The sequence below is a fragment of the Acidocella aluminiidurans genome (assembly GCF_055383125.1).
This window is the reverse complement of record NZ_AP031589.1, coordinates 2,745,503-2,770,004: the sequence shown is the minus strand read 5'-3', so window position 1 is coordinate 2,770,004 and position 24,502 is coordinate 2,745,503. Positions and strand designations below refer to the sequence as shown.

Sequence of the window (24,502 nt, the reverse complement as noted above, 5' to 3'; positions counted from 1 at the left end):
TCTAGCTTTTGTTTTAGCGAGCAATTTCATGTGTTTATTTTGACGCTGGCGCGTCAACCTAAACACATATTGCTCTAGCTGAGTTCGGCCAGCAGGCTGGGCCGCGCCTCGCGGGTCTCGGCATTGTCGGTCAGCGAGATCGGATAATCGCCGGTGAAGCAGGCATCGCAGAAGGCCGGCGCCGCCGGGTCGCGGCCTTCCTTGCCCAGCGCCTTATACAGCCCGTCGATGGAGATGAAGGCGAGGCTGTCGACGCCGATCAGCTTGGCCATCTCTTCCACGGAATTGCGCGCCGCGAGCAGCTTGCCGCGCTCGGGCGTGTCGATGCCGTAGAAACAGGAATGGGTGGTCGGCGGCCCGGCGATGCGCATATGCACCTCCTTCGCTCCGGCCTGGCGCACCATCTCCACAATCTTCTTGCTGGTGGTGCCGCGCACGATGGAATCATCCACCAGCACCACGCTCTTACCTTCGATCATGGCGCGGTTTGCCGAATGCTTGAGCCGCACGCCAAGATGCCGGATCTGATCCGTCGGCTCGATGAAGGTGCGGCCGACATAATGGTTGCGGATGATGCCCAGCTCAAACGGCACCCCCGCCGCCTCGGCGAAGCCCATGGCGGAGGGCACGCCGGAATCGGGCACCGGCACCACCACATCGGCCTTGGCCGGGGCCTCCAGCGCCAGCTGCGCGCCGATCTTCTTGCGCGCGGTGTAGACGGAATTGCCTTCCATGATCGAATCGGGGCGGGCGAAGTAAATATATTCAAACACGCAGAAGCGCGGATTGGTGGGCGCGAAGGGCTTGATGCTCTGCACGCCGCTATCATCGATCAGCACGATCTCGCCGGGGTCGATGTCGCGCACGAATTCCGCGCCGACGATATCGAGGCCGCAGCTCTCAGAGGCCAGCACCCAGCCCGGCTTGCCATCCGCGCCGGAGAGCTTGCCCAGCACCAGCGGGCGCACGCCCAGCGGGTCGCGCACGCCGATCAGCTGCTCATTGGTCAGCGCCACCAGAGAATAGGCGCCGATCACCTGCTTGATCGCGTCGATCAGCCGATCGACCACATTGGCGTAAAGCGAAATCGCGATCAGATGCACGAACACTTCCGAGTCCATGGTGGACTGGAACAGGCAGCCCCGGCGGGTGAGCGCCTTGCGCAGCGTATGCGCGTTGGTGAGGTTGCCGTTATGGCCGACGGCGAAGCCGCCGAACTCGAATTCCGCGAAAAGCGGCTGCACATTGCGCAGCACGGTGTCGCCGGTGGTGGCGTAGCGGTTATGGCCGATGGCGCGCGCCCCAGGCAGCCCCGCCATCACCTTGGCATCGCCGTAATTATCGCCGACCAGCCCGAGGCCCTTATGCGAATGGAAGCGCACACCGTCATGGGTGACGATGCCGGTGGCCTCCTGGCCGCGATGCTGCAGCGCATGCAGCCCGAGCGCCGTGATCGCCGCCGCATCCGCCACATTCCAGGCGCCGAAAACGCCGCACTCCTCATGCGGCTTGTCATCGTCAATCATAGAAGTCCCGCCTTGCTGATCCCGCGCTCCAACTAGCGATGTGACAGCCAGATGTCGAGGCATCGGCACGCATAGGCGTACCCCGGCCGGTGCGGCTCAGCCCATCGCCGAGAGCACGGCGCGGAAATTTTCCAGGAAAAGATCCAGCTGCGCCAGGCTGACACAGAGCGGCGGACAGAGTTTCACGGTCTGCCCATAGGCGCCGCCAATGCCGAGCAGCATGAAATTCTGCCGCATCATATTGACGACCTGCCGCGCCCCGGCGGGGTCCGGCTCGCCATTTTCCGGATTGGCGATGTCCACGCCCAGAATCAGCCCGGCCCCGCGCACCATGTCGAGGCGCATGAAACTCTTCGCCAGGCTGTTAAGGCCGCGGCGAAGATGCTCGCCGGCGCGGGCGGCATGGCGCAGCAGCCCTTCCTCGGCGATCGTCTCCAGCACCGCCTGGCCGGCCGCGGCGGCGACCGGATTGGCTCCGAAACTGGCGAAAAACGGCGCCTCCTCGGCGGCGCGGGTCAGATAATCCGGCCGGGTGAGCATGGCGCCGGCCGGGTAGCCATTGCCCAGGGCGCGGCCGAGCACGACGATATCCGGCACCATCTCATGCCGGGCAAATCCCCACATGACGCCGCCCACGCGGCCAAATCCGGCGCGGCCCTCATCGGCGATGAACAGACCGCCGGCAGCCCGCACCGCCTCCGCCGCCTCGGCCAGAAAGCCCGGCGGATCGGTAAAGACGCCATCGGAGGCGAAAACGCTGTCGGCCACCAGCGCCGCCACGCCGGCGCCGCTGGCGGCCAGGGCCTGGGCCGCCTCGCGCACCTGCGCCGCGAACCAGGCCGACAATTTCTGGTTGCCGGCCATCGCCGGGTTGGGGGCCGGGATGGTGCGCACATAGGCCGGCAGACCGCGCGGCGCGAAGAGCGGCGAGATCTCCGCCGCCGCGCTGGTGCGTCCATGGCTGGCGCCGCGGGTGACGATGACCCCCTGCCGGCCGGTCACCAGCCGGGCCGTGCGCAGCGCCAGATCCATCGCCTCGCTGCCGGAATTGGTCATCACCACATTGTCCAGCGGCGAGGGAAACAGCGCCAGCAGCCGTTCCGCATAAACATCGACCAGCTCGTGCAGATAACGGGTCTGCACGTTCAACCGCGCGGTCTGCGCCGCGACGGCGGAGGCGATATCCGGGTTGCCATGCCCGACCAGCACGCCCTTGGCGTGAAAATCCAGATAAGGCTGGCCGGCGACATCGAACAAAAGCGCGCCATCGCCGCGCACGATTTCCACCGGCTTGTCGTAATGCAAGGCGGCGGGGGAGCCGAAGCGGCGCAGCCGGGCCTGGAGGCGGCCGGCCTGCGCCTCCATATCGTCCGTCGGCACCAGGCGCGGACGCGCAATCGCCTTCACCCGTGCCATAACGCAACCTTAAGTGTTGGACCTGTCACAACCCCGCAAACTCCGCCATCCGTCAGATAAACCGCGGACGTGCCCGCACAGCACATTATTTCGCCACCTTATTGCATTGTGGTAAATACAACGATTTTTTGTGGCATGTGCAAAGCAAAATTTTGCCATTTCCTGACTGTTTTGTCACGGCATGTTCCAACTGCAACACCCAGTCTTGCCATTGCCCCCGCGCCCGGCCAGAGATGCAGCCGAGATGCGCGCTGTGCCCTTTTTCCATCGTCTGGACCGTTATGTGCTGAGCCAGCTGGCGCTGGCGCTGGCCCTGGTCACCACCGGCCTGGTGGCGCTGATCTGGCTGACCCAGTCGCTGCGCTTCATCCAGATCATCGTCAGCCACGGGCTCTCCCCGTTCGTGTTCGTGAAGCTGACGGCGCTGCTGGTGCCGAGCTTCCTCTCCACCATTTTGCCGATCACCTGCTTCATCGTGGTGCTGTTCATCTATGTCCGGCTTTCCGGCGACCGTGAGCTGACCATCATGCGCGGCATCGGCCTGTCGGACCTCAAGCTCGCCCGCCCGGCGCTGGCGCTGGCGCTGGCGGTGACGCTGCTGGGCTATGGGCTGAGCCTGGGCGCGGTGCCGGCCACGCTCTCCAGCTTCCGCACCTATCAGTACGAAATCCGCAACCAGATCGCCGCCTTCCTGCTGGAGCCCGGGGTGTTCACCCCGGTTTCGGCGAATATCATGGTCTATGTGCAGTCCCGCGACCCGGCCGGCGGGCTCAAGGGGATCATCATCGAGGATAACCGCGACCCCAACGCGCCGGCGACCATCCTGGCGCGCACCGGCGAGCTGATCACCACCGCGCAAGGCCCCGTGGTGGTGCTGGAAAATGGCTCGCGCGAGCAGATCGACCCGAAGACCGGCCAGCTGGACATGCTGACCTTCGAGCGCAACACCCTGTCTCTGGCCCAGGCCGCGCATGCAGGCGGGCCGGTGGATAATGACGCCGCCGAGGAGCCTTTGGGCGCGCTGCTGCACCCGCCCGTGACGATGGAGGCCGGGGACCGCGCGAAATGGATCGTCGAGGCGCAGCGCCGCCTCACCGCCCCGCTCTCCACCCTCGGCTATACGCTGGTGGCGCTGGTGGCGGCCCTTGGCGGCACCTTCCGCCGCCATGGCGGCATCACCCGCATCATCGGCGCCGTGGTCATCGTCACCGCCCTGGTGGCGCTGGGGCTGGGGGTGAACAACCTCGCCGCCCGCAACCTCGCCTTGCTGCCGCTGATCTGGGTCTGGGCGATCATCCCCGTGCTGGTCTCGCTCTATCTGCTGCTGCGCCAGGGTGCGCCGCGGGCATGAGGTTTCCGCTCACGCTGTCCTGGTATTTCGGCCGGCATTTCGCCATCGCCGTGCTGGCGATGACCGCCGCGCTCACCGGGCTGGTCGCCTTGTTCGATTTTCTCGAGCTGCTGCGCGAATCCGCCACCGCGCCGGCCGCCAGCTTCGGCGTCATCCTGGAAATCGAAGCGCTGCGATTGCCGTGGAGCATGATGCAGATCATGCCCTTCGCGGTGCTGCTCGGCGGCATCTACGCCTTCTGGCGCCTGGCCCGCTCCTCCGAGCTGGTGGTGGCGCGCGCCGCCGGCATCTCCGCCTGGCAGTTCCTCTCCACCCCGGTACTCGCCGCCTGCGCGCTCGGGCTGGTCTGCACCACCCTGGTCAGCCCGCTTTCGGCGCTGATGTATGGGCGCGGCGAGCAGATCTATAATGCCTATCTGAAACCCTCCGGCGGGCCGCTCTCGCTGAATGGCGGCTCGCTCTGGGTGCGCCAGAGCGATAGCGGGCTGGTGCCCGGCGGCATCGCGGTGCTGCACGCGAACGATGTGACGCTGAAGGGCCGCGAACTGGCGGCCGACCAGGTCTCGATCCTGCGGCTGGACCCGCAGACCAGCTTGCTGGAACGGCTGGAAGCGCGCAGCGCCACCCTCTCCAGCGGCAACTGGACGCTGAAAAATGTCTCGGTGCTGAAACCCGACCAAGCCCCGCAGCTGGTGGCGGAGATGAATTTCCCCACGGACCTCACCGTCAACCGCGTGCAGGAAAGCTTCGCCTCGCCCAACGCCCTCTCCTTCTGGGCGCTGCCGGGCTTCATCCATCTGCTCAAGCGCTCCGGCTTCTCCGCCACCCAGCATGAGCTGGCCTTCCAGACGCTGCTGGCCCTGCCGCTGCTCTGCGCCACCATGGCGCTGGTCGCGGCGGGGTTTTCCATGCGCCCCTCGCGGCGCGGCGGGGCGGGAACCATGCTGGTCTCAGGCGTGAGTTTCGGATTTGCCCTGTTCATGATCTCCGAGGTCGCCAACCAGTTCGGCACCTCCGGCGCCATCCCCGTCAGCCTCGCCGCCTGGGCCCCGGCGCTGGCCGGATTGTTTTTGGCGCTTGCCTTGTTGCTGCATCTGGAAGATGGCTGAAGCATGACCCGCACCGGCAAGTTTCTGCTCCTGCTCGCCACCACCGCTCTGAGCGGCGCCGCCGCCACGGCCCTCGGTGGTTCCGCGCTCGCCCAATCCATCGGCGCGCTCGCCACCGGCTCGTCCGCCTCGGGGGACAAAAACGCCCCGGTGAGCTTCACCGCCGACAGCCTGTCCTATGACAAAACCGGCAAGATCATCACCGCCACCGGCCATGTCGTCGCCATCCAGAACGGCCAGACCCTGCATGCCGACAAGGTGACGATCAACCGCGCCACCAATGTCGTCACCGCCGACGGCCATGTGGTGCTGACCCAGCCGGACGGCAGCAACACCGTCTATGCCGAGCATGTCGTGCTCTCGCACAACATGAAGGATGGGGTGATGGAGGCGGTGGCCGCAAGGCTGGCGCAGAATGCCCGCATCATCGCCAATGGCGGCCGGCGCTACGATGCCAAGCTCGATGAGCTGTCGAAGCCGGTCTATTCCGCCTGCGATCTCTGCAAGAGCGATCCTCGCTCCCCGCCGACCTGGGCGATCCGCGCCACCAGCGCCACCCGCGACCTCGAACATAAAATGATCGAGTTCCGCGACGCCACGCTGCTGATGAAGGGCATCCCGGTATTCTGGCTGCCTTATCTGTCCGAGCCCGACCCCTCGGTGAAACGCCAGAGCGGCTTCCTGATCCCCAGCGGCGGCGCCACCTCGCAGCTCGGCGCCTTCGCGGTCATCCCCTATTATCTCACCCTGGGCAAAACCGCCGATGTCACCCTCACCCCGGTGCTGGCCACCAAGCAGGGCCCGGCGCTGAAGGCGCATTTCCGCGAGGCCTTCAACCAGGGCTATCTCGATGTGAAGCTCTCCGGCGGCCGGGATCGCGGCGAATTCGGCGACAGCGTCTTCGCCAACGGCACCTTCGATCTGAACCAGAACTGGCGCGACGGCTTCTCCTTCAACCGCGCCTCCAACCCGCAATATCTCGACGATTTCTCGATCCTGCCCAACGCCTCCTATCTGGAGAGCAACGTCTTCCTGGAGGGCTTCACCGCCAGCTCCTATGCGCGGATCGATGCGCAGACCTATCAGGGCCTGGTCGCCTCGGTGAATCAGAGCGAGCTGCCGATCGTCGGGCCATATGCGCAGTATCATTACGTCTCGCCGCCGAGCGGGCCGCTGAACGGCACGCTGAAGATCGATACCAGCTTCTTCAACGTGATGCGCGATGTCGGCACCAATACCCGCCGCCTCGCCTTCATCCCCTCTTATTCCATCCCCTTCACCCTGCCGGCCGGCATCATCGGCACCGCGCGGCTGCAGCTGGACGCCGCCTATTACAATGCCGACAAGCTGAACCAGCAGCCCAATTACAGCGAGGACCAGCAGGCGAGCATCGGCCGCGCCCAGCCCTACGGCGCGGTGATGCTGCGCTGGCCCCTGATGCGCCCGACCGCGCGCTGGGGCAGCCAGCTGATCGAGCCGATCGTCCAGCTCGTCGCCTCGCCGAATATCGGGATTTCGCAGAATGACCGCATCCCGAACGAGGACAGCCTGGATCTGGAATTCTCGGACGCCAATCTGTTCGCCCTCAACCGCTATCCCGGGATCGACCGGCTGGAAGGCGGCTCGCGGGTGGATTACGCCATGCATGCTGCCTGGTATCTGCCCGGCGGCATGACGCTGGACGGGCTGATCGGCCAGTCCTACCGCTTCCACAAGGACTCGGTCTATCTCCCCGCCTCCGGCCTGACCGACAATGCCTCGGACATCGTCGCCCGCGCCGTGGTGGCGCCGACCAGCTGGTTCAATGTCACCTATCGCGGCCGCTTCTCGCATACGAGCCTGGGCAACCGGATGACCGATGTCACCGCGAATTTCGGCCCGGCCAAGCTGCGCGTCTCCGGCGGCTATCTCTATACCAGCACCAACCCCTACGCGCTGTACGACAATACCGTGCTGGGCGAGGTGGACACGCTGAACCCGCCGGCCGCCTATTTCACCCCGCGCCAGGAAGCGACGCTGAATGTCTCCAGCCAGGTCGGCCAATGGAACCTCTCCGGCGGCGGCCAGCGCAACCTGAAAACCGGGAAGTTTGACGTCGTCAATGCCGATATCGGCTGGCAGAATGACTGTTTCGGCGTCAACCTGCTGTTCTATAAGCGCTTCACCTCATTCAACCTGGACAATGGCAGCACCGCGGTGCTCCTGCAGTTCAATTTCAAAACCCTTGGAACCGTCGGATTCAACGCCCTATGAAATGTCTGCTCCGCGCCGCCCTTCTCGCCACGGTCTGCACCGCCCCGGCCTTGGCCCAACCGGCTCCCGCCCCGGCGCCCATCGCGGCCCCCGGTGCCGTCGGCATGGCCGCCGTGGTCAACGGCCAGGTCATCACCACTCAGGACGTCGCCGCGCGCGCCCAGCTGCTGGCCCTGACCATGGGCATCCACCCAACGCCGGAGCTCATCGCCCGCCTCGCCCCGCAAGTGACCAAGCAGCTGATCGACCAGACCCTGCAGCAGCAGGAGATCGACAAGCTCAACATCAATGTCTCCGATGAGGAGGTGGAAAACGCCATCTCCAATATCGAGAAGGGCAACGGCATGGCCCCGGGCGGGCTGCAGAGCAAGCTGGAGGCGGCCGGCGTGCCCTATTCCACGCTGCTGGCGCAGATCCGCACCTCGCTCGGCTGGCAGCAGGTGCTGCATAAGGTGCTGGGCCCGGGGCTGCAGCCCACCCCCGGCGATCTGGCGGCGCAGAAGACCGCCTTGCAGGCCAGCCTTGGCGCCACCCAATATCATCTCGCCGAAATCTTCATCCCCGTCACCGACCCCAGCGACGAGACCCCGGCGCAGAATTTCGCCAACACCGTGATCGAGCAGCTGCATAAGGGTGCGCCCTTCCCGATCGTCGCGGCGCAGTTCTCCCAGGCGCAAACCGCCCTCGCCGGCGGCGATGAGGGCTTCGTGCAGCTCAGCCAGCTCGACCCGCAAGTGGCGGCGACGGTGAAGATCATGCCCATCGGCGCGATCTCCAACCCGATCCGCGTGCCCGGCGGCTTCGAGATCGTGCAGCTGATCGCCAAGCATGACGAGGGCAACCAGCTGCAGACCATCCTGGATATGCGCCAGGCCTATGGGCAATATCCGCAGCCGGTCAGCGGCGGCCAGCTCGGCCCGGTGCAGATCAATTTCATCAACGCCTTCATGGCCAAGGCGCAGCAGGCCAAGAGCTGCGCGGCGGTGGAAGCGCTGAACGCGTCTTACGGCAATGTGCATCCGGCCAATCCCGGCCCGGTCAATCTCGCCACCGTCACCCCGCCGGCATTCCAGCAGATTCTCGCCAATCTGCCGCTGAACACGCTGAGCCGGCCGCTGGTGGAGGCCGCTGGCGTCTCGGTGGTGATGATCTGCAGCCGCACCCAGGAAAAGGCCCAGCTGCCGCCGGACGATCAGATCGCCAACATGATCGTCGACCGGCGCGTGCAGCTGGAATCCGAGCAGATGATGGACCAGCTGCGCCACCGCTCCGTGATCCTGCAGACCAACTGATCCGGCATGCTCCGCGGCTTATATGACTGGGCGCTGGATCTCAGCGCCCGCCCGCTGGCCCCGCTCTGGCTGTTTCTGGTGGCGATGGCGGAGGCCAGCATCTTCCCGCTGCCGCCGGATGTGCTGCTGATCCCCATGGCGCTGGCGACGCCCCGCCGGGCTCTGCTGTTCGCCGCGATCGCGACGCTGGGCAGCGTGCTCGGCGGCGCCATCGGCTACGCGCTGGGCTATGCGCTGTTCGTCAAGCTGGCGCAGCCGATCATTCATTTCTACCATTACGATGCCGCCTTCGCGGCCTTTCAGCAGAAATTCGCCACCTACGGCGCGGCGATCATTCTGGTGAAGGGTCTGACGCCGATCCCGTATAAAATCGTCACCATCGCCGCCGGGGCGGCGAAGTTCAATTTCTGGCTGTTCATGGGGCTGAGCCTGATCACGCGCGGTGTCCGGTTCTTTCTGGAGGCGATTCTGCTGCGCCTGTTCGGCGATCCCGCACGGGTTTTTATCGAAAAACGGCTGGGATTGTTAACGGCCCTGTTCGCGATCATCCTTGTTGGTGGTTTTTTAATTCTCAAATTCGCGTGATCTGATGAGGGATTTGGGTATTTTCCCCCAGCTCGTCTTAATTATTGAGACGCCCTAACAAGACCCGAACAAATTTATTGTAATTCCAATATTTGCATAATTCCGACTCAGCAATCATACTAACGCGCAATCTCAGCGAGTGATGGAATGAGGCAGGAGAAGCGAGACCGGCAAGCCAAGATTCTCGATGCGCTCGGCCAAGCCCCCAGCCTGCGTGTGGCTGAGTTGGCATTGTCCTTGCAAGTCTCAACCGAAACCATTCGCCGGGATCTGGATGAGTTGACCGAGGCCGGGCTGCTCAACCGCACCTATGGCGGTGCGGTACGCCCGCAGGGCAGCGAGCCCGCCATCGCCGAACGCAAGCTGATCAATCTGCAGGAACGCCGGCGCATCGCGCAGGCCGCCACCAGGCTCGTGGGGGATGCACGCTCCTTGCTGCTGGGCAGCGGCGCCACGGTCGAGCATGTGGCCCGCGAAATCGCCGCGCGGCTCGACAATATCATGGTCACCACCCATTCCTGCGGGGTCGCCGCGGCGCTTGCCAGCAACAGCTCGATCGAGGTGATGCTGATCCCCGGCCTCTATCATGCCGCGGAAGCCTGCGTGTTCGGCGGCCATGCCATCGTCTTCCTGCAAAATCTCTATGCCGACTACGTCATTCTCGGCGCCAGCGGCGTGGATCAGGACGGCCCGAACAACGCCCTGGCGGAAACCGCGGCGGTGAATGCCGCCATGCTCGGGCGCAGCGCCAAATCCATCGTCGTGGCGGACCAAGGCAAGTTCAACCAGCAATTCGCCACACGCTATGCCAGCTGGACGCAGATCGGCACGCTGGTCACCGACGCCCCGCCACCCGAGACTCTGGCAAGCAGCCTGAACAGCCATAATGTCCGGCTGCTGGTGGCGGAGGAAACCGGTTAGAGCCATATGTGAAAAAAACGCGGCACCAAAAAACTTTTGTTTATTTCAGCGTCCGGTCCATTTCGCCTCATAGATCTTCGCCCCTTTCGGCGCCTCGATCGTCGCATCCACCTGCATCTCCGCCAGACGCAGCGCATTCAGCGTGATGATCAGGGCCGCCACATTCATCATGCCCGAGGGGATCCATTCGATGATCCCGCCCAGCATCTGGTCATGGGCGGAGGAAATGCTCGGGAACAGCCGCCCGCACAGCTCGTAGAAGGAAAACAGATCCCGCCCGGTCAGCGCGATATAGGCGCCGATGGCGATCTGCGGAAACATCACGAAAAACCCGGTGCCCGCCCTGGCGAGGTAGGAGAACCGGCAAGGCGGTTTCGGCCGCGGGTCCAGCACCACCATCCAGAACAGCACCCCGCCGGCGAGGCAGGAGAGATTCATCACCCCATACAGAAACGGGTCGATCATCGCGGCGAAATGCACGCCGGGGATCAGCCAGATATCGGCGCTGAGCAGAAACACCGCCATCGCCGCCAGCGGGTGGGTGAGCGGGCGCAAAGGCCGCCAGAGCCGGCGCGCTGCGGCCACAACCCGGTCCGGCGTCCCCGCCGCCAGCACCGCCCCCGGCCAGGAAATGCCGGCGCAGAACGGCGCGATCATCCCCAGCATCAGCGCCTGGGCGCGGTTGAGGAAGAACATATGCTGGGCGAGATATTCGAAATGCGTCTGCAGCACGAACCAGGTGCCGAGCAGCCCGAGCCAGAAAAATCCCCGCCGCACCGGGCCGGGCCTTTCCGCCCCCCGGCGCAGCCCGCGCTGATACCAGAAGCCCAGCAGCAGACAGCCGAGAAAGATGATCGGGTTGAAGACGAAGGGCAGCAGAAACGGCAGCTCGGCCGGGATATAGGCGCACATCCCCCCCACCAGGATGGTCAGGAGGATGAGCCCCGCCTCAGCCATGCAGCCGGTCCATCGGCACGCCGGAGAGGGCGCGGCTGGTGCGGATGGTCTGCAGCGTCTGCACCCGGGCCACGGTGGGGGCGTTGGTCAGGCGCTGGGTAAGCTGGTTTTCATGCGCCGCGTCGCGCGCCACCAGCTTCAGCAGGAAATCCCCGCCGCCGCGGATCATGTGGCACTCGCGCACCTCCGGCCAGCCGGCGACGAAGGCCTCGAACGCCTCCAGCACCGAGAGCTTCTGGCTCTCCAGCCCGACGACGACGAAAAACGCGATCTGCCAGCCCAGCTTATGGCCGTCCGTATCGGCATGGTAGCCCTTGATATAGCCGGCCTCCTCCAGCCGGCGCACCCGGCGCAGGCAGGGCGGTGGCGAGATGCCTGCCCGCCTGGCCAGCTCGACATTGGTCATGCGCCCATCCTCCTGCAATTCCGCGAGGATCTTGCGGTCGATTTCGTCGAGGATGAGGGCGTCGGTCTCGGTCTGCATGCATAATCCGGGTCAGGTTTCACGCAATATAATTGCGTTGGTCTATTTGGCCATGGGCAGTTTCGCTTTTCAACCAAGGCCGGGCGGAAATCCGCCGGTTGGTTGACGCCGCGCGGCAAACCGGGCCCTGATGGCGGCATGGGCATGATGACACAAAGCGCGCCGGGCGCATGATCGACGCCGCCATCATCGGCGCCGGAGAGGCTGGCATGGCGGCGGCACGGCGGCTGCAGGCGCGCGGGGTGCGGCGGATCCTGCTGCTGGAGCGCCGTGGCGCGGTGGCGCTGCCGCGGCCTCTGCCAGGGGTGGAGTTGCGGCTGGGGCATGAGGTGCGGGCCCTGCACCCAAATGGCGTGCTGGAGATCGCGGCGCCGGACGGGCCAACCCGGCTGCGCGCCCGGCGCGTGCTGCTGGCGATGGGCGCGCGGCAGGAGCCGCCCTGGCCGGGGGCGCTGACGCTTGATGCGCTCATCCCCGGCGCGCCGTTGCCCTTCCAGCGCCCAGCACTTCTCGGCCTCTCGCCGCGCGCGCCGGAGGCGTTGGCGCTCTGTGCCCGTCTCGGCCTGCGCCCGGCGGGGCTGCTGGCCAGCGCGGCGGGGGAGCGCGCTTCGCTGGGCTTAAAAATCGCAGCGCTACGATACAGGATCAGGCTGTTCGAGAAGCGCTGGCCGGCGCCGACCGAATCCGGCGCAAAAATCGAAGCGCTACGATTTTCGGATGGCGGCAGCCTCGCCTGCGATGGCGTGCTGCTCTCCGGCTGCTGGATGCCGGAGGCCGGTCTGGCCCGGCAAAGCCATCTCGGCTGGGACGCCTCCGGTCTGATCCAGGACCAATATGGCCGCTGCACCGACCCCGCCTATTTCGCCGCCGGGGATGTGGTGGAAGCGATCCCGGGCCAGGGCGATGCCGCCGGGGCGGGGCGCCGCGTCGGCGATTATATCGCGGATGATCTGGAAGGCGGGCTGCCCTCCTGGGAGGGCGGGCTGGAGGTCCTGCCCGGCGACGGCGTGGCGCGGGTCACGCCGCAATTGCTGGCGCATGTGGTGCCGCTGCGCGGCCGGCTGCTGGTGCATCCGGTGGCGCCGGTGAAGGGGCTGCTGCGCATCCGCGCCGGGGAGGCGGTGCTGTATCGGCGCTGGGTGAGCTTGCGGGCCGGGCAGCGGCTGAGCATCGATCTGCACGGGCTGAAAACCCCGCCCGACGATGCGCGGCTGAGCGTCGATATCCGCCCGTGAGCGGGCACGACCCGCGGCTGGAGCGGCTGCTGAATGCGCTGCCGCAGCGTTTTCGCCGTGTCTATGAATGGCTGCTGCGCCCGCAGGCCCGCTGGGTGCGGCTGCCGCTGGGGGGGCTGCTGATGCTGGGCGGGGTGTTCAGCTTCCTGCCGCTGCTGGGGCTGTGGATGCTGCCGCTGGGCGCGCTGTTGGTGGGCGAGGATATTCCCCCGGTGCGCCGCGCCACCCTGGTGGGGGTGGGCTGGATTCAGGCGCATTGGGATGGCTGGCGCGCCCGGCGTCAGGCCAAAGACACCGCCAGAGACCAGTCAAAATAAAACCCGCCGGGCGACCCGGCGGGTTTTATCGTCTCAGCCCGAAGGCAGATTACGCGACGATCTCGATCGCCGCGAAGAAGAAGGAGATTTCCTGCGCGGCGGCTTCCGGGCTGTCGGACCCGTGCACGGAGTTCGCCTCGATCGACTCGGCGAATTCCTTGCGGATGGTGCCGGGCTCGGCGTTCGCCGGATTGGTCGCGCCCATGATCTCGCGGTTCTTGGCGATCGCGTTCTCACCCTGCAGCACCTGCGCCACCACCGGGCCGGAGATCATGAAGGAGACCAGATCGTTGAAGAACGGGCGGGCGGCATGCACGGCATAGAACGCCTCGGCCTGGGCCTTGGTCAGGTGCAGGCGCTTGGAGGCGGCGATGGTCAGGCCGGCCTCTTCGAACTTGGCGTTGATCTTGCCGGTCAGGTTGCGGCGGGTCGCGTCCGGCTTGATGATGGAGAGGGTGCGCTCAGTGGCCATGATACTCGCTTTCCTAAGAATGTTGCGCGCGCAATAGCCGGGCGGCCCAGGCGTAGCAAGCCCTGGCGGGTTAATATACAGGGAAGCCCATGAGTGTTCTGCGCCTTGAAGACCTGTCCTTCTCCATCGCCGGCCGGCCGCTGCTGGAGCATGCCGCGCTGCTGCTGGATGAGGGCAAGCATGTCGGGCTGATCGGCCGCAACGGGGCGGGCAAATCCACGCTGCTGAAACTGATCGCCGGGGTGCTGCGCCCGGATGGCGGCAAGGTGATGCTCGGCAACCGTGTGCGGCTTGGCTATGTAGCGCAGGAAGCGCCGGGCGGGACGATCACCCCGCTGGAGGTGGTGCTGGCCGCCGATACCGAGCGCGCGGGGCTGCTGGAAGCCGCCGAAAACCCCGCCACACCTGCGGAAAAGCTGGCGGAAATCCATGAGCGGCTGCTGGCCATCCAGGCTGACAGCGCCCCCGCCCGCGCGGCGGGCATCCTCGCCGGGCTGGGCTTTAACGAGGAGTGGCAGGCGCGGCCGATGAGTTCCTATTCCGGCGGCTGGCGCATGCGCGTGGCCTTGGCCGCGGTGTTGTTCGCCGAGCCGGATTTGCTGCTGCTGGATGAGCCGACCAACCATCTGGATCTGGAGGCCACCCTCTGGCTGGAAGGCTATTTGCAGAAATTCCCCGGCGCCATCCTGCTGGTCAGCCATGACCGCCAGCTTCTGGACAAGGCGGTGGAGGCGACGGTGCATCTGGAGGGCGGCAAGCTCAACCTCACCCCCGGCGGTTTCGCGGAATTCGTGCGGATCAAGACCGAGCGCGCCATGCAGCAGGCCAGGGCGGCCGAGCGGGTGGCCGCCCAGCGCGCCCATATGCAGGCCTTTGTTGACCGTTTCCGCGCCAAGGCGACCAAGGCCCGCCAGGCGCAGAGCCGGTTGAAGGCGCTGGAGAAACTGCCGCAGATTGAATCGGTGGTGGAGGCGCAAGCCGTGCCCTTCTCCTTCCCCTCGCCGGAAGAATTGCCGCCGCCGATGCTGCAGCTCGAAGGCGTGGATATCGGCTATGACGGCAAGGCGGTGCTGAGCGGCGTCTCGCTGCGGATCGATATGGAAGACCGCATCGCGCTGCTCGGCCAGAACGGCAACGGCAAATCCACGCTGGCGAAGCTGCTGGCGGGGCGCTTGCACGCGCTGCGCGGGCGGGAATTCCGGGTGAAGGGGCTGCGCGTGGGCTATTTCGCCCAGCATCAGGAAGATGATCTGGTGCTGAGCGACACGCCCTATGACCATCTCGCCCGCGCGCTGCCGCAAGCACTCCCCGCCCAGCTGCGGGCGCAGGCGGCGCGCTTCGGGCTGGATGCGGACCGGGTGAATACGCCGGTCGGCCAGATGTCAGGCGGCGAGAAGGCCCGGCTGCTGCTGGCGCTGGCGACGCGCGATGCCCCGCATCTCCTGATCCTCGACGAGCCGACCAACCATCTCGACATCGATGCACGGGATTCGCTGATCAAGGCTCTGACGGATTTCGAGGGGGCGGTGATTTTGATCAGCCATGATCCCTATATCGTCGAGCTGGCGGCGGATAGGCTGCTGCTGGTGGGACAAGGCAAGGTGACGCCGTTTGAGGGCGATCTTGCCGCCTATGCCGCCACCATGTCCGAACGCGCCGCCCCCGCCCAGGCGAAGAAGGCCGAGGAGAAAAAGAACGACAAGGCCGAGCGCGCCCAGGCCCGCGCCCGCCTGGCGCCGCTGCAAAAGGCGGCGAAGGCGGCGGAGAGCGCGTTGAACAAGCTGACGGCGGAAAAGGCGCTGCTGGAGGGCAAGCTGGCGGATCAGGGGATTTACGCGGCCTCCAAGGCCGCCGAGCTCAGCAAGATCACGCTGCGGCTGGGACAGCTGAAAGGCGAGATCGAGGATGCGGAACTGGCCTGGCTGGCGGCGGCGGAAGCGCTGGAAGCGGCGGCCTAGACCAATAGGCGTTTGGGTTGATGTGCCAAAACATAAATAAGGCGGGCGGGTGTTGACCCCTCTCGCGCCAAAATCAGACAGACCCTCGCACCAGGTGAATGCAGCCGTACCAGGACATTATGATCCGGTAAGACAGCGTTTTTTCGCGCGCCGCGCCGGGCGAAAATCTCCTATAGGGGTGCGGATGATCCGCTTCAGCAAAGCCCGCCTCGCCGCGGCCGTTTTCGCTCTGAGCTGCTTCACTGGCCTGCAGGCGCGCGCCGCCGAGATGGCCGGCGTGCAATTGCCGGACAGCCAGACGCTGGGCACGCGCCAATTGCAGCTCAACGGCATGGGTCTGCGCACCTATTCGCTGTTTCACGTGCATATCTATGTCGCCGGGCTGTATCTGACGCATCCGAGCCGCAACGCCGCCGATATCCTGAATTCCGACTCGCCGAAAATCCTGCAGCTGCATTTTGTGCATAATGTCGCCGCGCCGCAGGTCCGCAAGGCCTGGGCCACCGGGCTGGCGGCGAACTGCCAGGCCCCGTGCAGCCTCAACCAAGCCGAGCTGAGCCGGTTTCTCGGTTCGCTGCACGCGGTTTCCGCCGGCGAGACGGTGACGTTCATCTTCCAGCACGACGAGGCCGACGCCTATGAGAACAGCCAATATCTCGGCCAGATCGCGGATCCGAACTTCGCCAAATTGATTTTGGCCATGTTCATCGGCCCGCATGTGCAGGCCCCCGGGTTGAAGCGCGCGCTGCTCGGCCAGACGGGTTAGAGCGGATATTGCCCTGATTGATTTTTCCGCGCCTTGTCTCAGATAGAGACGAGGATCTGTGGAGATGACACCGACATGACGGAAGACAACGCCGCCCCGGCCGGAACCTGGCTGCGCGAGGGGCAGGCGGGGATGAGCCGGACCCAAGGCTATTGCAGCCTCGCCGCGGTGGCGCTGCTGGCCATGGCCGGGCTGTTCACCTTGCGTGAGTTTCTCCCCGCCTTGGCCTGGACGGCGATTTTTTCCATCGCGCTGTGGCCGGCCTTCCGCCGGAGCGCCGCGCGCTGGCCCGGGCATCGGCGGGTTTTGCTGCCGGCGCTCTTCGTGCTGGCCGTGGTGGTGGTGTTCGTGGTGCCGGTTATTGTCATCGCCACCCCGTTCTCGATGGACGCGCATGCGGCGCGCGAATGGTGGATGCAGGTGCAGCAGAACGGCATCGATCCGCCCGCCTTTCTCAGCCAGCTGCCGCATGGCGGGGCGCTGATTTCGCTGTGGGACGAGAAAATCGGCCAGCCGGGGCAGATTTCCACCCTCACCCATGGCGCCATTCAGGGCGGCGGGGCGAAGCTGCTCAGCCATTTCGGGCAGGAGACGGTGCATCGGGTGGTGCTGTTCGGCTTCACCCTGCTCGGGCTGTTCTTTTTCCTGCGCGATGGCGAATACATCATCGACCAGGTGCTGGTGGCCAGCCGCCGCGCCTTTGGCAGCGCGGGCGAGGATATCGGCCGGCAGATCGTCAATTCCGTGCATGGCACGGTGAACGGGCTGGTGCTGGTGGGGCTGGGCGAGGGCGTGGTGCTGGGCGCGGCCTATTTCATCGCGCATGTGCCGCACGCCACCTTGTTCGGGCTGCTCACCGCGATTCTGGCGATGGTGCCGTTCGGGGCGGCGGTGGCGATCGCGGTGGTGGCTTTGGTGATCCTGGCGACGGGCAGCCTGGCGGCGGCGATCAGCATCGTCGTGATCGGCGTCATCGTCACTTTCGTCGCCGACCATTTCATCCGCCCGGTGCTGATCGGCGGGGCGGCGCGGGTGCCGTTTCTATGGGTGCTGCTGGGTATTCTGGGCGGGGTTTCGGCCTGGGGGCTGGTGGGGCTGTTCATCGGCCCGGCGGTGATGACGGCGCTGATCCTGGTCTGGCGGGAATGGGTGGGCTCGCGCCCCGGCCCGATCAACCCGGTGGCGGAGGAGCTGGAGGGCGACCCGGCGGCGCATATGCCAAAGCAACCCACGGCGCGTTGAATATTTTAAACCCGCCTGCCCTGCGCCGGACGGCCTGGGCGCAATCATGAGCAAGACAAGCTGAAAACACCCGCACGCCGACGAATCCGTGTGCAGGCAACGTTTGAGCGCTGCGTTTTTGCCTAAAATTGTGATTGTATACCGTTGTCTTCATCATCACCATGCGCCTCTCAAGACCTGCCCGCCCCTGGGCGGCAGCGGGCGATTTCGTGTCATGGAGATGATTGGAATGGCGATGTTCGATAAACTCACCGGCGTGGCGTTGGGCCTGATGCTCGCATCCTCCTGTCTCGTTCCCGTGAGCGCGCGGGCGGATGGGTTGCCCGCCAGCATCACCGGCAGCAAGACGCTGACCTTCTGCAGCTCGCTGAGCCAGCCGCCGATGGAATTCGTCAATGCCCAGCAGCAGCCGCAAGGTGCGGATATCGAGCTGGGCGACGCGCTGGCCAAGCGGCTGGGGCTGACGGCGAAATGGGTGAACACGCCGTTTTCCGGGCTGATCCCGGCTTTGCAGGCCGGCGCCTGCGATGCGATCATCTCCCAGCTATTCATCAAGCCGGCGCGGCTGCAGGTGGTGGATATGGTCCCCTACATGTATTCACAGGAGATCATCCTGTTCAAGAAAGGCATGCCGACGGTCGATGATCTCGCGGGGCTGTCCGGCAAGAAGGTGGCGAGTGTCACCGGCACCACCGCGACGGTGCTGTTGCAGGCCGAGAACGACAAGCTGAAGGCGGCGGGCAAGCCGTTGATCAACATCGTCGACTTCCCCTCCAACACCGATGCGCTGCAGCAGCTGCAATTCGGCCAGGTGGCGGCCTATGGCGTGTCCTACGAGATCGGGCGGTATTATAACCAGACCGCGCCTGGGGAATTCGTCACCGGCGGCGCGCCTTATTTCAAGATTCTCACCGGCATCGCCACCAGGAAGAATGAGCCCGGCCTGCGCGATGCCTTCGCGGCACAGCTTGCCGACATGATGAAGGATGGCAGCTACGCCGCCATCTTCAAGAAATGGGATCTGGCGTCCGACGTGCTGGACGCGCCGATGCCGCCGCAGCCTTGATCCTTCAGGTCTGATCCCGTGCATTTCGACTGGTCTTATTTCTGGGCTCAGCTGCTCACACCGAGCAGCGCCTTCCTGGTCGGGCTGGGCCTGACCGTCGCCATGGCGGTCTCGGCCGAGATCATCGGCCTGGTGCTGGGGCTGCTGTTCGCGCAGCTGCGGCTCTCGCGCCGACGGGTGCCGCGCGCGATCGCCAGCCTCTATATCTGGGCGGTGCGCGGCACGCCGCTGCTGGTGCAGATCGTGTTCATCTATACCGGCCTGGCGGCGGCCGGGATCATGCATTTCTCGGACATCAGCTTCGCCGGTGTGACGATTCCCGGCAACCTCCAGGCCGGCATTCTGGCTTTGGGGCTGCATGAGGGCGCCTACATGGCGGAGATTTTCCGCGCCGGCATCATGGCGGTGGATAAGGGCCAGACCGAAGCGGCAAAAGCCCTGGGCATGCCGCCCATGATGCTGATGCGCCATGTGGTGCTGCCGCAGGCGCTGCGGGTGATTTTGCTGCCGATCGGCAACCAGTTCAATATTCTGCTGAAGAACACCACTTTGGTCAGCGTCATCGGCGTTTCGGAAATGCTGCTGGTGACGGAGACGATCAATTCCGCCACCTTCCGCACCTTCGAACTTTATGCGGTGCTCGGCATCTATTTCCTCATCCTCACCAGCGCCTGGACCTTGTTCATGGGCTGGGTGGAAAAACGGCTGCGGCTGGGCCGTAAATCGAAAATCCTGCGCATCCAGGCGATGGCGGCGGCGGAGTCCTGAGCATGGCGGATGATATTTTGGTCGATATGCAGAATGTCGATAAATATTTCGGCTCCAACAAAATCCTGGATAATGTTGATTTCACCGTGAAGCGCGGCGAGGTGGTGGTGCTGATCGGGCCTTCGGGTTCGGGCAAAACCACTCTTCTGCGCTGCATCAACCATCTCGAGACGATTGAGCATGGGCGGATCATGGTGAATGGCAAGATGATCGGCTACCGGGAAATCGGCGGCCGGCTGATCGAGGACCGGGAGCGCAACATTGCCGTGCAACGGCGCGATGTCGGCATGGTGTTTCAGCGTTTCAACCTGTTCGCCAATATGAATGTGCTGCGCAACATCGCCATCTCGCCGCTGCTGGTGCGCAAGGTGGCAAAGCAGGAGGCGCTGGCGCAGGCGCGGGCCCTGCTCAAGCGCGTCGGGCTGGCGGAGAAGGAGGAGGCTTATCCTTCCGAGCTTTCCGGCGGGCAGCAGCAGCGCGTGGCCATCGCCCGGGCGCTGGCGATGAACCCGGCGATTTTGCTGTTCGATGAGCCGACCTCGGCGCTGGACCCGGAGATGGTCGGCGAGGTGCTGGCGGTGATGCGCGAGATCGCGCAATCGGGCATGACCATGGTGGTGGTCACACATGAGATGGGCTTCGCCCGCCAGGTCGCGGACCGGGTGGTGGTGATGGCGCAGGGCAAAATCATCGAGCAGGGGCCGCCGGACCAGATATTCGGCGCGCCCAGCCATCCGGTGACGCAAAGGCTGCTCGGCGCCGTGCTGCATTGACGCCGCGCGCCGGGCGCGACACTCTTCTCTCACAAAAAATTCAGGGACAGACACAGAATGCGGGACTTCCACGCGCCGGGCCGCAGCCCGATCTATGCCACCAACGCCATCGCCGCGACCTCGATGCCGCAAGCGAGCCTCACCGCCATCGAGGTGCTGAAAGCAGGTGGCAATGCGATGGATGCCGCCATCGCCGCCGCCGCGGTGCTGGCGGTGGTGGAGCCGCAATCGACCGGCGTGGGCGGGGATCTGTTCTGCCTCTATTCGCCCGCCGGCAGCGGCAAGGTGATCGCGATGAACGCCTCCGGCCGCACCCCGGCCGGGCTTTCGCTGGAGGCGCTGGCCGCCCAGGGGCTTTCCGCTTACGCGAACAGCTCGCCGCATGCCGTCACCATTCCCGGCGGCGTCGCCGGCTGGGAGGCGCTGGTCAAGGCGCATGGGCGCATGGGGCTGGATGAGCTGCTGGCCCCGGCGATCCGCTTCGCCGAGGAGGGCTATGTGGTGGCGCCGCGCGTCGCCGATGACTGGGCCGACCCGGATGTGCTGGCGAAGCTGAGACAGCACGAGGCCGCCTTGTTTCTGAAGGATGGGCAGGCGCCCACCACCGGCACGGTGATGCGCAACCCGCAGCTGGCCGCGACGCTGCGCGCCATCGCCAAGGACGGCGCCAAGGCGTTTTACACCGGGCCGATCGCCGCCGAGATCGTGAAGGATCTGCGCGCCCGTGGCGGCTTCCATACCGAGGAGGATTTTGCCGACGGGCTGAGCCTGGCGGAATTCGTCACCCCGGTCTCGCGCCCCTTCGCCGGGCATGATGTGTGGGAATGCCCGCCGAACGGCTCGGGCATCATCGCGCTGATGCTGATGGGGATCATGGATGGCTTCGCCCCGGCCGGGGACCCGCTCTCGGTGCTGCGCATCCACCGGCATCTGGAGGCGGCGCGGCTGGTCTATCGCGACCGCGACGCCTTCCTGGCCGACCCCAAGCAGGTGGATGTGCCGGTGGAGCATCTGCTCAGCGACAGCTATATTTCGGCGCTGCGCGGGCTGATCCAGGACGACCGGGCGCTGGACACGCTGCCGCCGGCCGGGCACGCGCACAAGGATACGATATATATCACCGTCGTCGACAAGGACGGCAATTGCTGCAGCTTCATCAACTCGATCTTCCAGAGCTTCGGCTCGGGCATCGTCGCCGGCAATACCGGCGTGGTGATGCATAATCGCGGCTTCTCCTTCAGCACCAAGCCGGGCCACCCCAACCAGGTGGCGCCGCGCAAGCGGCCGATGCACACCATCATCCCCGCCATGGCCTGCAAGGACGGGCTGCCGCGCTTCGTGTTCGGGGTGATGGGCGGGCAGTATCAGCCGATGGGGCAGAGCTGGGTGCTCTCCAACATGCTGAATTACGGCATGGACCCGCAAGCCGCCTTGGATCTGCCGCGTATTTTCCCTTATGCGGGCAAGGTCGAGGCGGAGCGCGGCATTCCCCAGGCAACCTGCGAGGCGCTGGCCGCGATGGGCCACAAAATGGTGCCGGCGGCGGATGCGCATGGCGGCGGCCAGGTGATCGAGATCGACCGTGAGCGCGGGATCCTGATCGGCGGCTCCGATCCGCGCAAGGATGGCTGCGCGCTGGGGTACTGAGCCCGGCCAGACCACAAGCCCCGGAGACTTGCACGCCGCGTCAGAGATGACGCGGCGTTACTTATTATAAGAGTGATTTTGCGGCGCGGCGCCCGCACCTTGAAGGTGCAACAAAAATTTCGCACACCGCCCCGCGGGCAGCGGTTCAGCCGCCGATCATCACCGTGAAGCAGCCGAGCACGATCATGCCGCCATGGGCGCAATTATCCAGCATCCGCGCCGCCGGCTTGCCGCCGATCATCACCGTGGCCGAGCCTTTGATGATCGTATCCGGCGGACCGACACAGGTGAGGCTGTCGCCCATCACCGCGGCGGGCAAGCCGCCGATCATCACCGTCGGCGCGCCGGGGCCGATGATCGGCCCGCCGACATGCGGGACCAGCACATCCACCATCGGGCAGACATGCATGTCGGTCAGGCGGGCGGCGGGCATCGGCATGCACTCAGCCTAGCCCCGCGGGGGCGGCCCTTCAATATGAAAGAGCCAATAATTTCGTTACGGCGTGTAGTTTAATCCGCGAAACGTCCAAAATTCACGGTTACGCGTTAGCGTTGAAAAAGTTTTCTGTTTATAACGATCCGGTACAGGGATGAAGGCGAGGCAAAATGCGACGCGCAACGTTTAAGGCCGGAAGACTCGCGCGCGCCGCCATGTCGGGCGCGGGCCTCATTATGGCGGCCGGCCATTGCGCTTTTGCCCAGACGGTCAGCGTTCCCAGCCTGGCAACCTCTCCCTTGCCGCACATCATGCCGCAAACCCCGACGACACTCGGCAAGGGGCTGCCGGATTTTTCAAAAACCGGGACCGAGGGGCCGTTGCCGGCGGTTTCGATTCAGGTGCATTCGGCCAGCATTGTCGGCGCCACCGCCTTTCCCGCCGCGAAACTGAACGGCATGATCGCCGGGCTGGCGGGGCAGAGCGTGCCGCTGACCAAGCTGGAAGCCGCCCGGCTGGCGCTGGTGCGGCTCTATCGCAGCCATGGCTATATTCTCTCCACCGTGACGCTGGATGTGAGCGCCACCGGCGATGTGCGCTTCGTGGTGACGGAAGGCTATGTCACCAACGTCAAACTTTCCAAGGATATCGGCCCGGCCGGCACCATGGTGCTGGGGTTTCTTGAGCATCTGACCCAGGAGCGCCCGCTGCGCGAGGCAGCCCTGGAGCGCTGGCTGCTGCTGGCGCAGCAAGTGCCGGGCGTGTCCGTGCATGCGGTGCTGCAGGCCGACCAAGGCAACCCTGGGGCGCTGACGCTGGTGGCCGAGGTCTCCAAACAGACCTTTTCCGGGCTGGTGACGGCGGATAATCGCGGCTTCACTGAAACCGGCCCGGCCGAGGGGCTGCTGGTGGCCGACATCAACAGCCTGACCGCGCATGGCGACCAGACCGAGATCTCGTATTTCCATACCAGCGGCAACACCGATAATTTCGGCCAGATTTCAGAGAGCTTCTTCATCGGCACGTCGGGGCTGCAGCTGAAGCTCTATGGCGGCGCCGGGCGCGCCCACCCCAGCGGGGTGCTGCGCGCCGCCGGATATCAAAGCCAGGTGGAGGTATTTGGCGGCCAGCTCAGCTATCCGGTGCTGTTGCGCCGCAACCAGGCGCTGACCGCGCGGGTGCGGCTGGACGCGTCGCAAAGCCGCATCATGTTCGCCGGCAGCGGGGCCAGCGGCGCCAACAGCGCCGACAGCCTGCGCGTGGCCCGCCTCGGCGGGCAATATGCCTGGCAGGATCTCTGGTTCGGCAACAGCCGCAACGCGTTGAACGTGGTGGATCTGCAATATTCGCAAGGTCTGCCGCTGCTCGGCAGCTCCGCCGATGGCCGCACCGCGCCCCCTGGCGGCCGCGCCCAGGCGAAGTTCGATTTCTGGAAATTCAACGGCTCGATCAGCCGGGTGCAGACGTTGTTTTCGCCATGGCCGGCGGCGGATGTGGCCCTGCGCACCGAGGTTGGCGGCCAGTACAGCCCGGCCATCCTGCCGTCGGCGGAGGAATTCTATCTCGGCGGCACCCGATTCACCCGCGGCTATTATTCCGGCGAGGTGGTGGGCGACAAGGCGGCCTATGCCACCGCCGAGCTGCAATTGAACACCGGCACGGATTTCACCCTGTTCAAGCATGATTTTGAGATGGGCGCGCAATTCTATGGCTTCTATGATTGGGGCGAGACCTGGGCGAACCTGCCGACGGATCTGAATCATCGCATCGCCTCTGTCGGCGGCGGCGTGCGGCTGGGGCTGACGCGCAATCTCGAACTCGACGGCGAAGTGACGCACCGGCTGGTGACCCAGCTGGTACCCGGCTCCACCCATGTGGCGCCGCTCTCTGAGACGATCATCTATTGGGGTGTAACGGCGCGCTTTTAA

General features: G+C 65.4%; 22 protein-coding genes. 16 read left to right on the top strand and 6 right to left on the bottom strand.

Annotation, left to right across the window (positions count from 1 at the left end; all coding sequences use genetic code 11):
* Positions 1-74 precede the first annotated feature (74 nt).
* Positions 75-1,526 carry an amidophosphoribosyltransferase gene (purF, locus tag ACZ46S_RS13635; RefSeq protein ID WP_464062148.1) on the bottom strand — a complete coding sequence of 484 codons (1,452 nt, stop codon included), beginning with the start codon at positions 1,524-1,526 and terminating at the stop codon, positions 75-77.
* A 96-nt stretch (positions 1,527-1,622) separates the two neighbouring features.
* Positions 1,623-2,942 carry an aspartate aminotransferase family protein gene (locus tag ACZ46S_RS13630; protein ID WP_464062147.1) on the bottom strand — a complete coding sequence of 440 codons (1,320 nt, stop codon included), beginning with the start codon at positions 2,940-2,942 and terminating at the stop codon, positions 1,623-1,625.
* A gap of 244 nt (positions 2,943-3,186) precedes the next feature.
* On the opposite strand from ACZ46S_RS13630, the gene lptF reads away from it, so the two are divergent.
* From lptF to ACZ46S_RS13600, 6 genes are all read left to right on the top strand, one after another.
* Positions 3,187-4,293 carry an LPS export ABC transporter permease LptF gene (lptF, locus tag ACZ46S_RS13625; protein WP_464062146.1) on the top strand — a complete coding sequence of 369 codons (1,107 nt, stop codon included), beginning with the start codon at positions 3,187-3,189 and terminating at the stop codon, positions 4,291-4,293.
* Complete coding sequence (gene lptG, locus ACZ46S_RS13620) at positions 4,290-5,402, top strand: LPS export ABC transporter permease LptG (RefSeq protein ID WP_464062145.1); 1,113 nt, start codon at positions 4,290-4,292, stop codon at positions 5,400-5,402. Before lptF ends, lptG begins: the two co-directional genes overlap by 4 nt.
* Positions 5,403-5,405: 3 nt before the next feature.
* Entirely contained in the window at positions 5,406-7,655 is a 2,250-nt protein-coding gene (locus ACZ46S_RS13615; protein ID WP_464062144.1) for an LPS-assembly protein LptD, read from the top strand.
* Positions 7,652-8,947 (top strand): peptidylprolyl isomerase, encoded by a 1,296-nt coding sequence (locus ACZ46S_RS13610; RefSeq protein WP_464062143.1) that lies wholly within the window; start codon positions 7,652-7,654, stop codon positions 8,945-8,947. The genes ACZ46S_RS13615 and ACZ46S_RS13610 overlap by 4 nt, the downstream gene beginning before the upstream one ends.
* 6 nt (positions 8,948-8,953) lie before the next feature.
* On the top strand, positions 8,954-9,532 hold the full coding sequence (locus ACZ46S_RS13605) for a YqaA family protein (protein ID WP_464062142.1): 579 nt from the start codon (positions 8,954-8,956) through the stop codon (positions 9,530-9,532).
* A 147-nt stretch (positions 9,533-9,679) separates the two neighbouring features.
* Positions 9,680-10,453 (top strand): DeoR/GlpR family DNA-binding transcription regulator, encoded by a 774-nt coding sequence (locus ACZ46S_RS13600; RefSeq protein ID WP_464062141.1) that lies wholly within the window; start codon positions 9,680-9,682, stop codon positions 10,451-10,453.
* A 45-nt stretch (positions 10,454-10,498) separates the two neighbouring features.
* Here the strand turns inward: ACZ46S_RS13600 and ACZ46S_RS13595 are convergent, their stop codons facing one another.
* Together ACZ46S_RS13595 and ACZ46S_RS13590 are read right to left on the bottom strand one after the other, a co-directional pair.
* Complete coding sequence (locus ACZ46S_RS13595) at positions 10,499-11,410, bottom strand: cytochrome c oxidase assembly protein (protein ID WP_464062140.1); 912 nt, start codon at positions 11,408-11,410, stop codon at positions 10,499-10,501.
* Positions 11,403-11,894, bottom strand: coding sequence for an Lrp/AsnC family transcriptional regulator (locus ACZ46S_RS13590; RefSeq protein WP_008493969.1), 492 nt, complete (start codon positions 11,892-11,894; stop codon positions 11,403-11,405). Before ACZ46S_RS13590 ends, ACZ46S_RS13595 begins: the two co-directional genes overlap by 8 nt.
* Before the next feature lie 170 nt (positions 11,895-12,064).
* Here ACZ46S_RS13590 and ACZ46S_RS13585 point away from each other — a divergent pair, with 170 nt between their 5' ends.
* Both ACZ46S_RS13585 and ACZ46S_RS13580 read left to right on the top strand, forming a co-directional pair.
* Positions 12,065-13,129: an NAD(P)-binding protein gene (locus ACZ46S_RS13585; protein ID WP_464062139.1), complete on the top strand. Its 1,065-nt coding sequence runs from the start codon at positions 12,065-12,067 to the stop codon at positions 13,127-13,129.
* Positions 13,126-13,446 (top strand): hypothetical protein, encoded by a 321-nt coding sequence (locus ACZ46S_RS13580; protein WP_464062138.1) that lies wholly within the window; start codon positions 13,126-13,128, stop codon positions 13,444-13,446. Before ACZ46S_RS13585 ends, ACZ46S_RS13580 begins: the two co-directional genes overlap by 4 nt.
* Positions 13,447-13,495: 49 nt before the next feature.
* Here ACZ46S_RS13580 and ndk read toward each other — a convergent pair whose 3' ends face one another.
* Entirely contained in the window at positions 13,496-13,918 is a 423-nt protein-coding gene (ndk, locus tag ACZ46S_RS13575; protein ID WP_008493965.1) for a nucleoside-diphosphate kinase, read from the bottom strand.
* 89 nt (positions 13,919-14,007) lie between these two features.
* Between ndk and ACZ46S_RS13570 the strand changes: the two genes are divergently transcribed.
* From ACZ46S_RS13570 to ACZ46S_RS13540, 7 genes are all read left to right on the top strand, one after another.
* On the top strand, positions 14,008-15,876 hold the full coding sequence (locus ACZ46S_RS13570) for an ABC-F family ATP-binding cassette domain-containing protein (protein ID WP_464062137.1): 1,869 nt from the start codon (positions 14,008-14,010) through the stop codon (positions 15,874-15,876).
* Positions 15,877-16,060: 184 nt separating this feature from the next.
* Positions 16,061-16,642: a chalcone isomerase family protein gene (locus tag ACZ46S_RS13565; RefSeq protein ID WP_464062136.1), complete on the top strand. Its 582-nt coding sequence runs from the start codon at positions 16,061-16,063 to the stop codon at positions 16,640-16,642.
* A 75-nt stretch (positions 16,643-16,717) separates the two neighbouring features.
* Positions 16,718-17,884, top strand: a complete 1,167-nt coding sequence (locus ACZ46S_RS13560; RefSeq protein ID WP_464062135.1) for an AI-2E family transporter — start codon at positions 16,718-16,720, stop codon at positions 17,882-17,884.
* A gap of 229 nt (positions 17,885-18,113) precedes the next feature.
* Positions 18,114-18,950 (top strand): ABC transporter substrate-binding protein, encoded by an 837-nt coding sequence (locus ACZ46S_RS13555; RefSeq protein WP_464062134.1) that lies wholly within the window; start codon positions 18,114-18,116, stop codon positions 18,948-18,950.
* An 18-nt stretch (positions 18,951-18,968) separates the two neighbouring features.
* Positions 18,969-19,718, top strand: coding sequence for an amino acid ABC transporter permease (locus ACZ46S_RS13550; protein WP_464062133.1), 750 nt, complete (start codon positions 18,969-18,971; stop codon positions 19,716-19,718).
* Positions 19,719-19,720: 2 nt separating this feature from the next.
* Complete coding sequence (locus ACZ46S_RS13545; RefSeq protein WP_464062132.1) at positions 19,721-20,491, top strand: amino acid ABC transporter ATP-binding protein; 771 nt, start codon at positions 19,721-19,723, stop codon at positions 20,489-20,491.
* Positions 20,492-20,548: 57 nt separating this feature from the next.
* Positions 20,549-22,138, top strand: coding sequence for a gamma-glutamyltransferase family protein (locus ACZ46S_RS13540; RefSeq protein WP_464062131.1), 1,590 nt, complete (start codon positions 20,549-20,551; stop codon positions 22,136-22,138).
* A 145-nt stretch (positions 22,139-22,283) separates the two neighbouring features.
* Here the strand turns inward: ACZ46S_RS13540 and ACZ46S_RS13535 are convergent, their stop codons facing one another.
* Positions 22,284-22,577 (bottom strand): PAAR domain-containing protein, encoded by a 294-nt coding sequence (locus ACZ46S_RS13535; protein WP_464062130.1) that lies wholly within the window; start codon positions 22,575-22,577, stop codon positions 22,284-22,286.
* Positions 22,578-22,810: 233 nt separating this feature from the next.
* Here ACZ46S_RS13535 and ACZ46S_RS13530 point away from each other — a divergent pair, with 233 nt between their 5' ends.
* Positions 22,811-24,502 carry a ShlB/FhaC/HecB family hemolysin secretion/activation protein gene (locus tag ACZ46S_RS13530; RefSeq protein ID WP_464062129.1) on the top strand — a complete coding sequence of 564 codons (1,692 nt, stop codon included), beginning with the start codon at positions 22,811-22,813 and terminating at the stop codon, positions 24,500-24,502.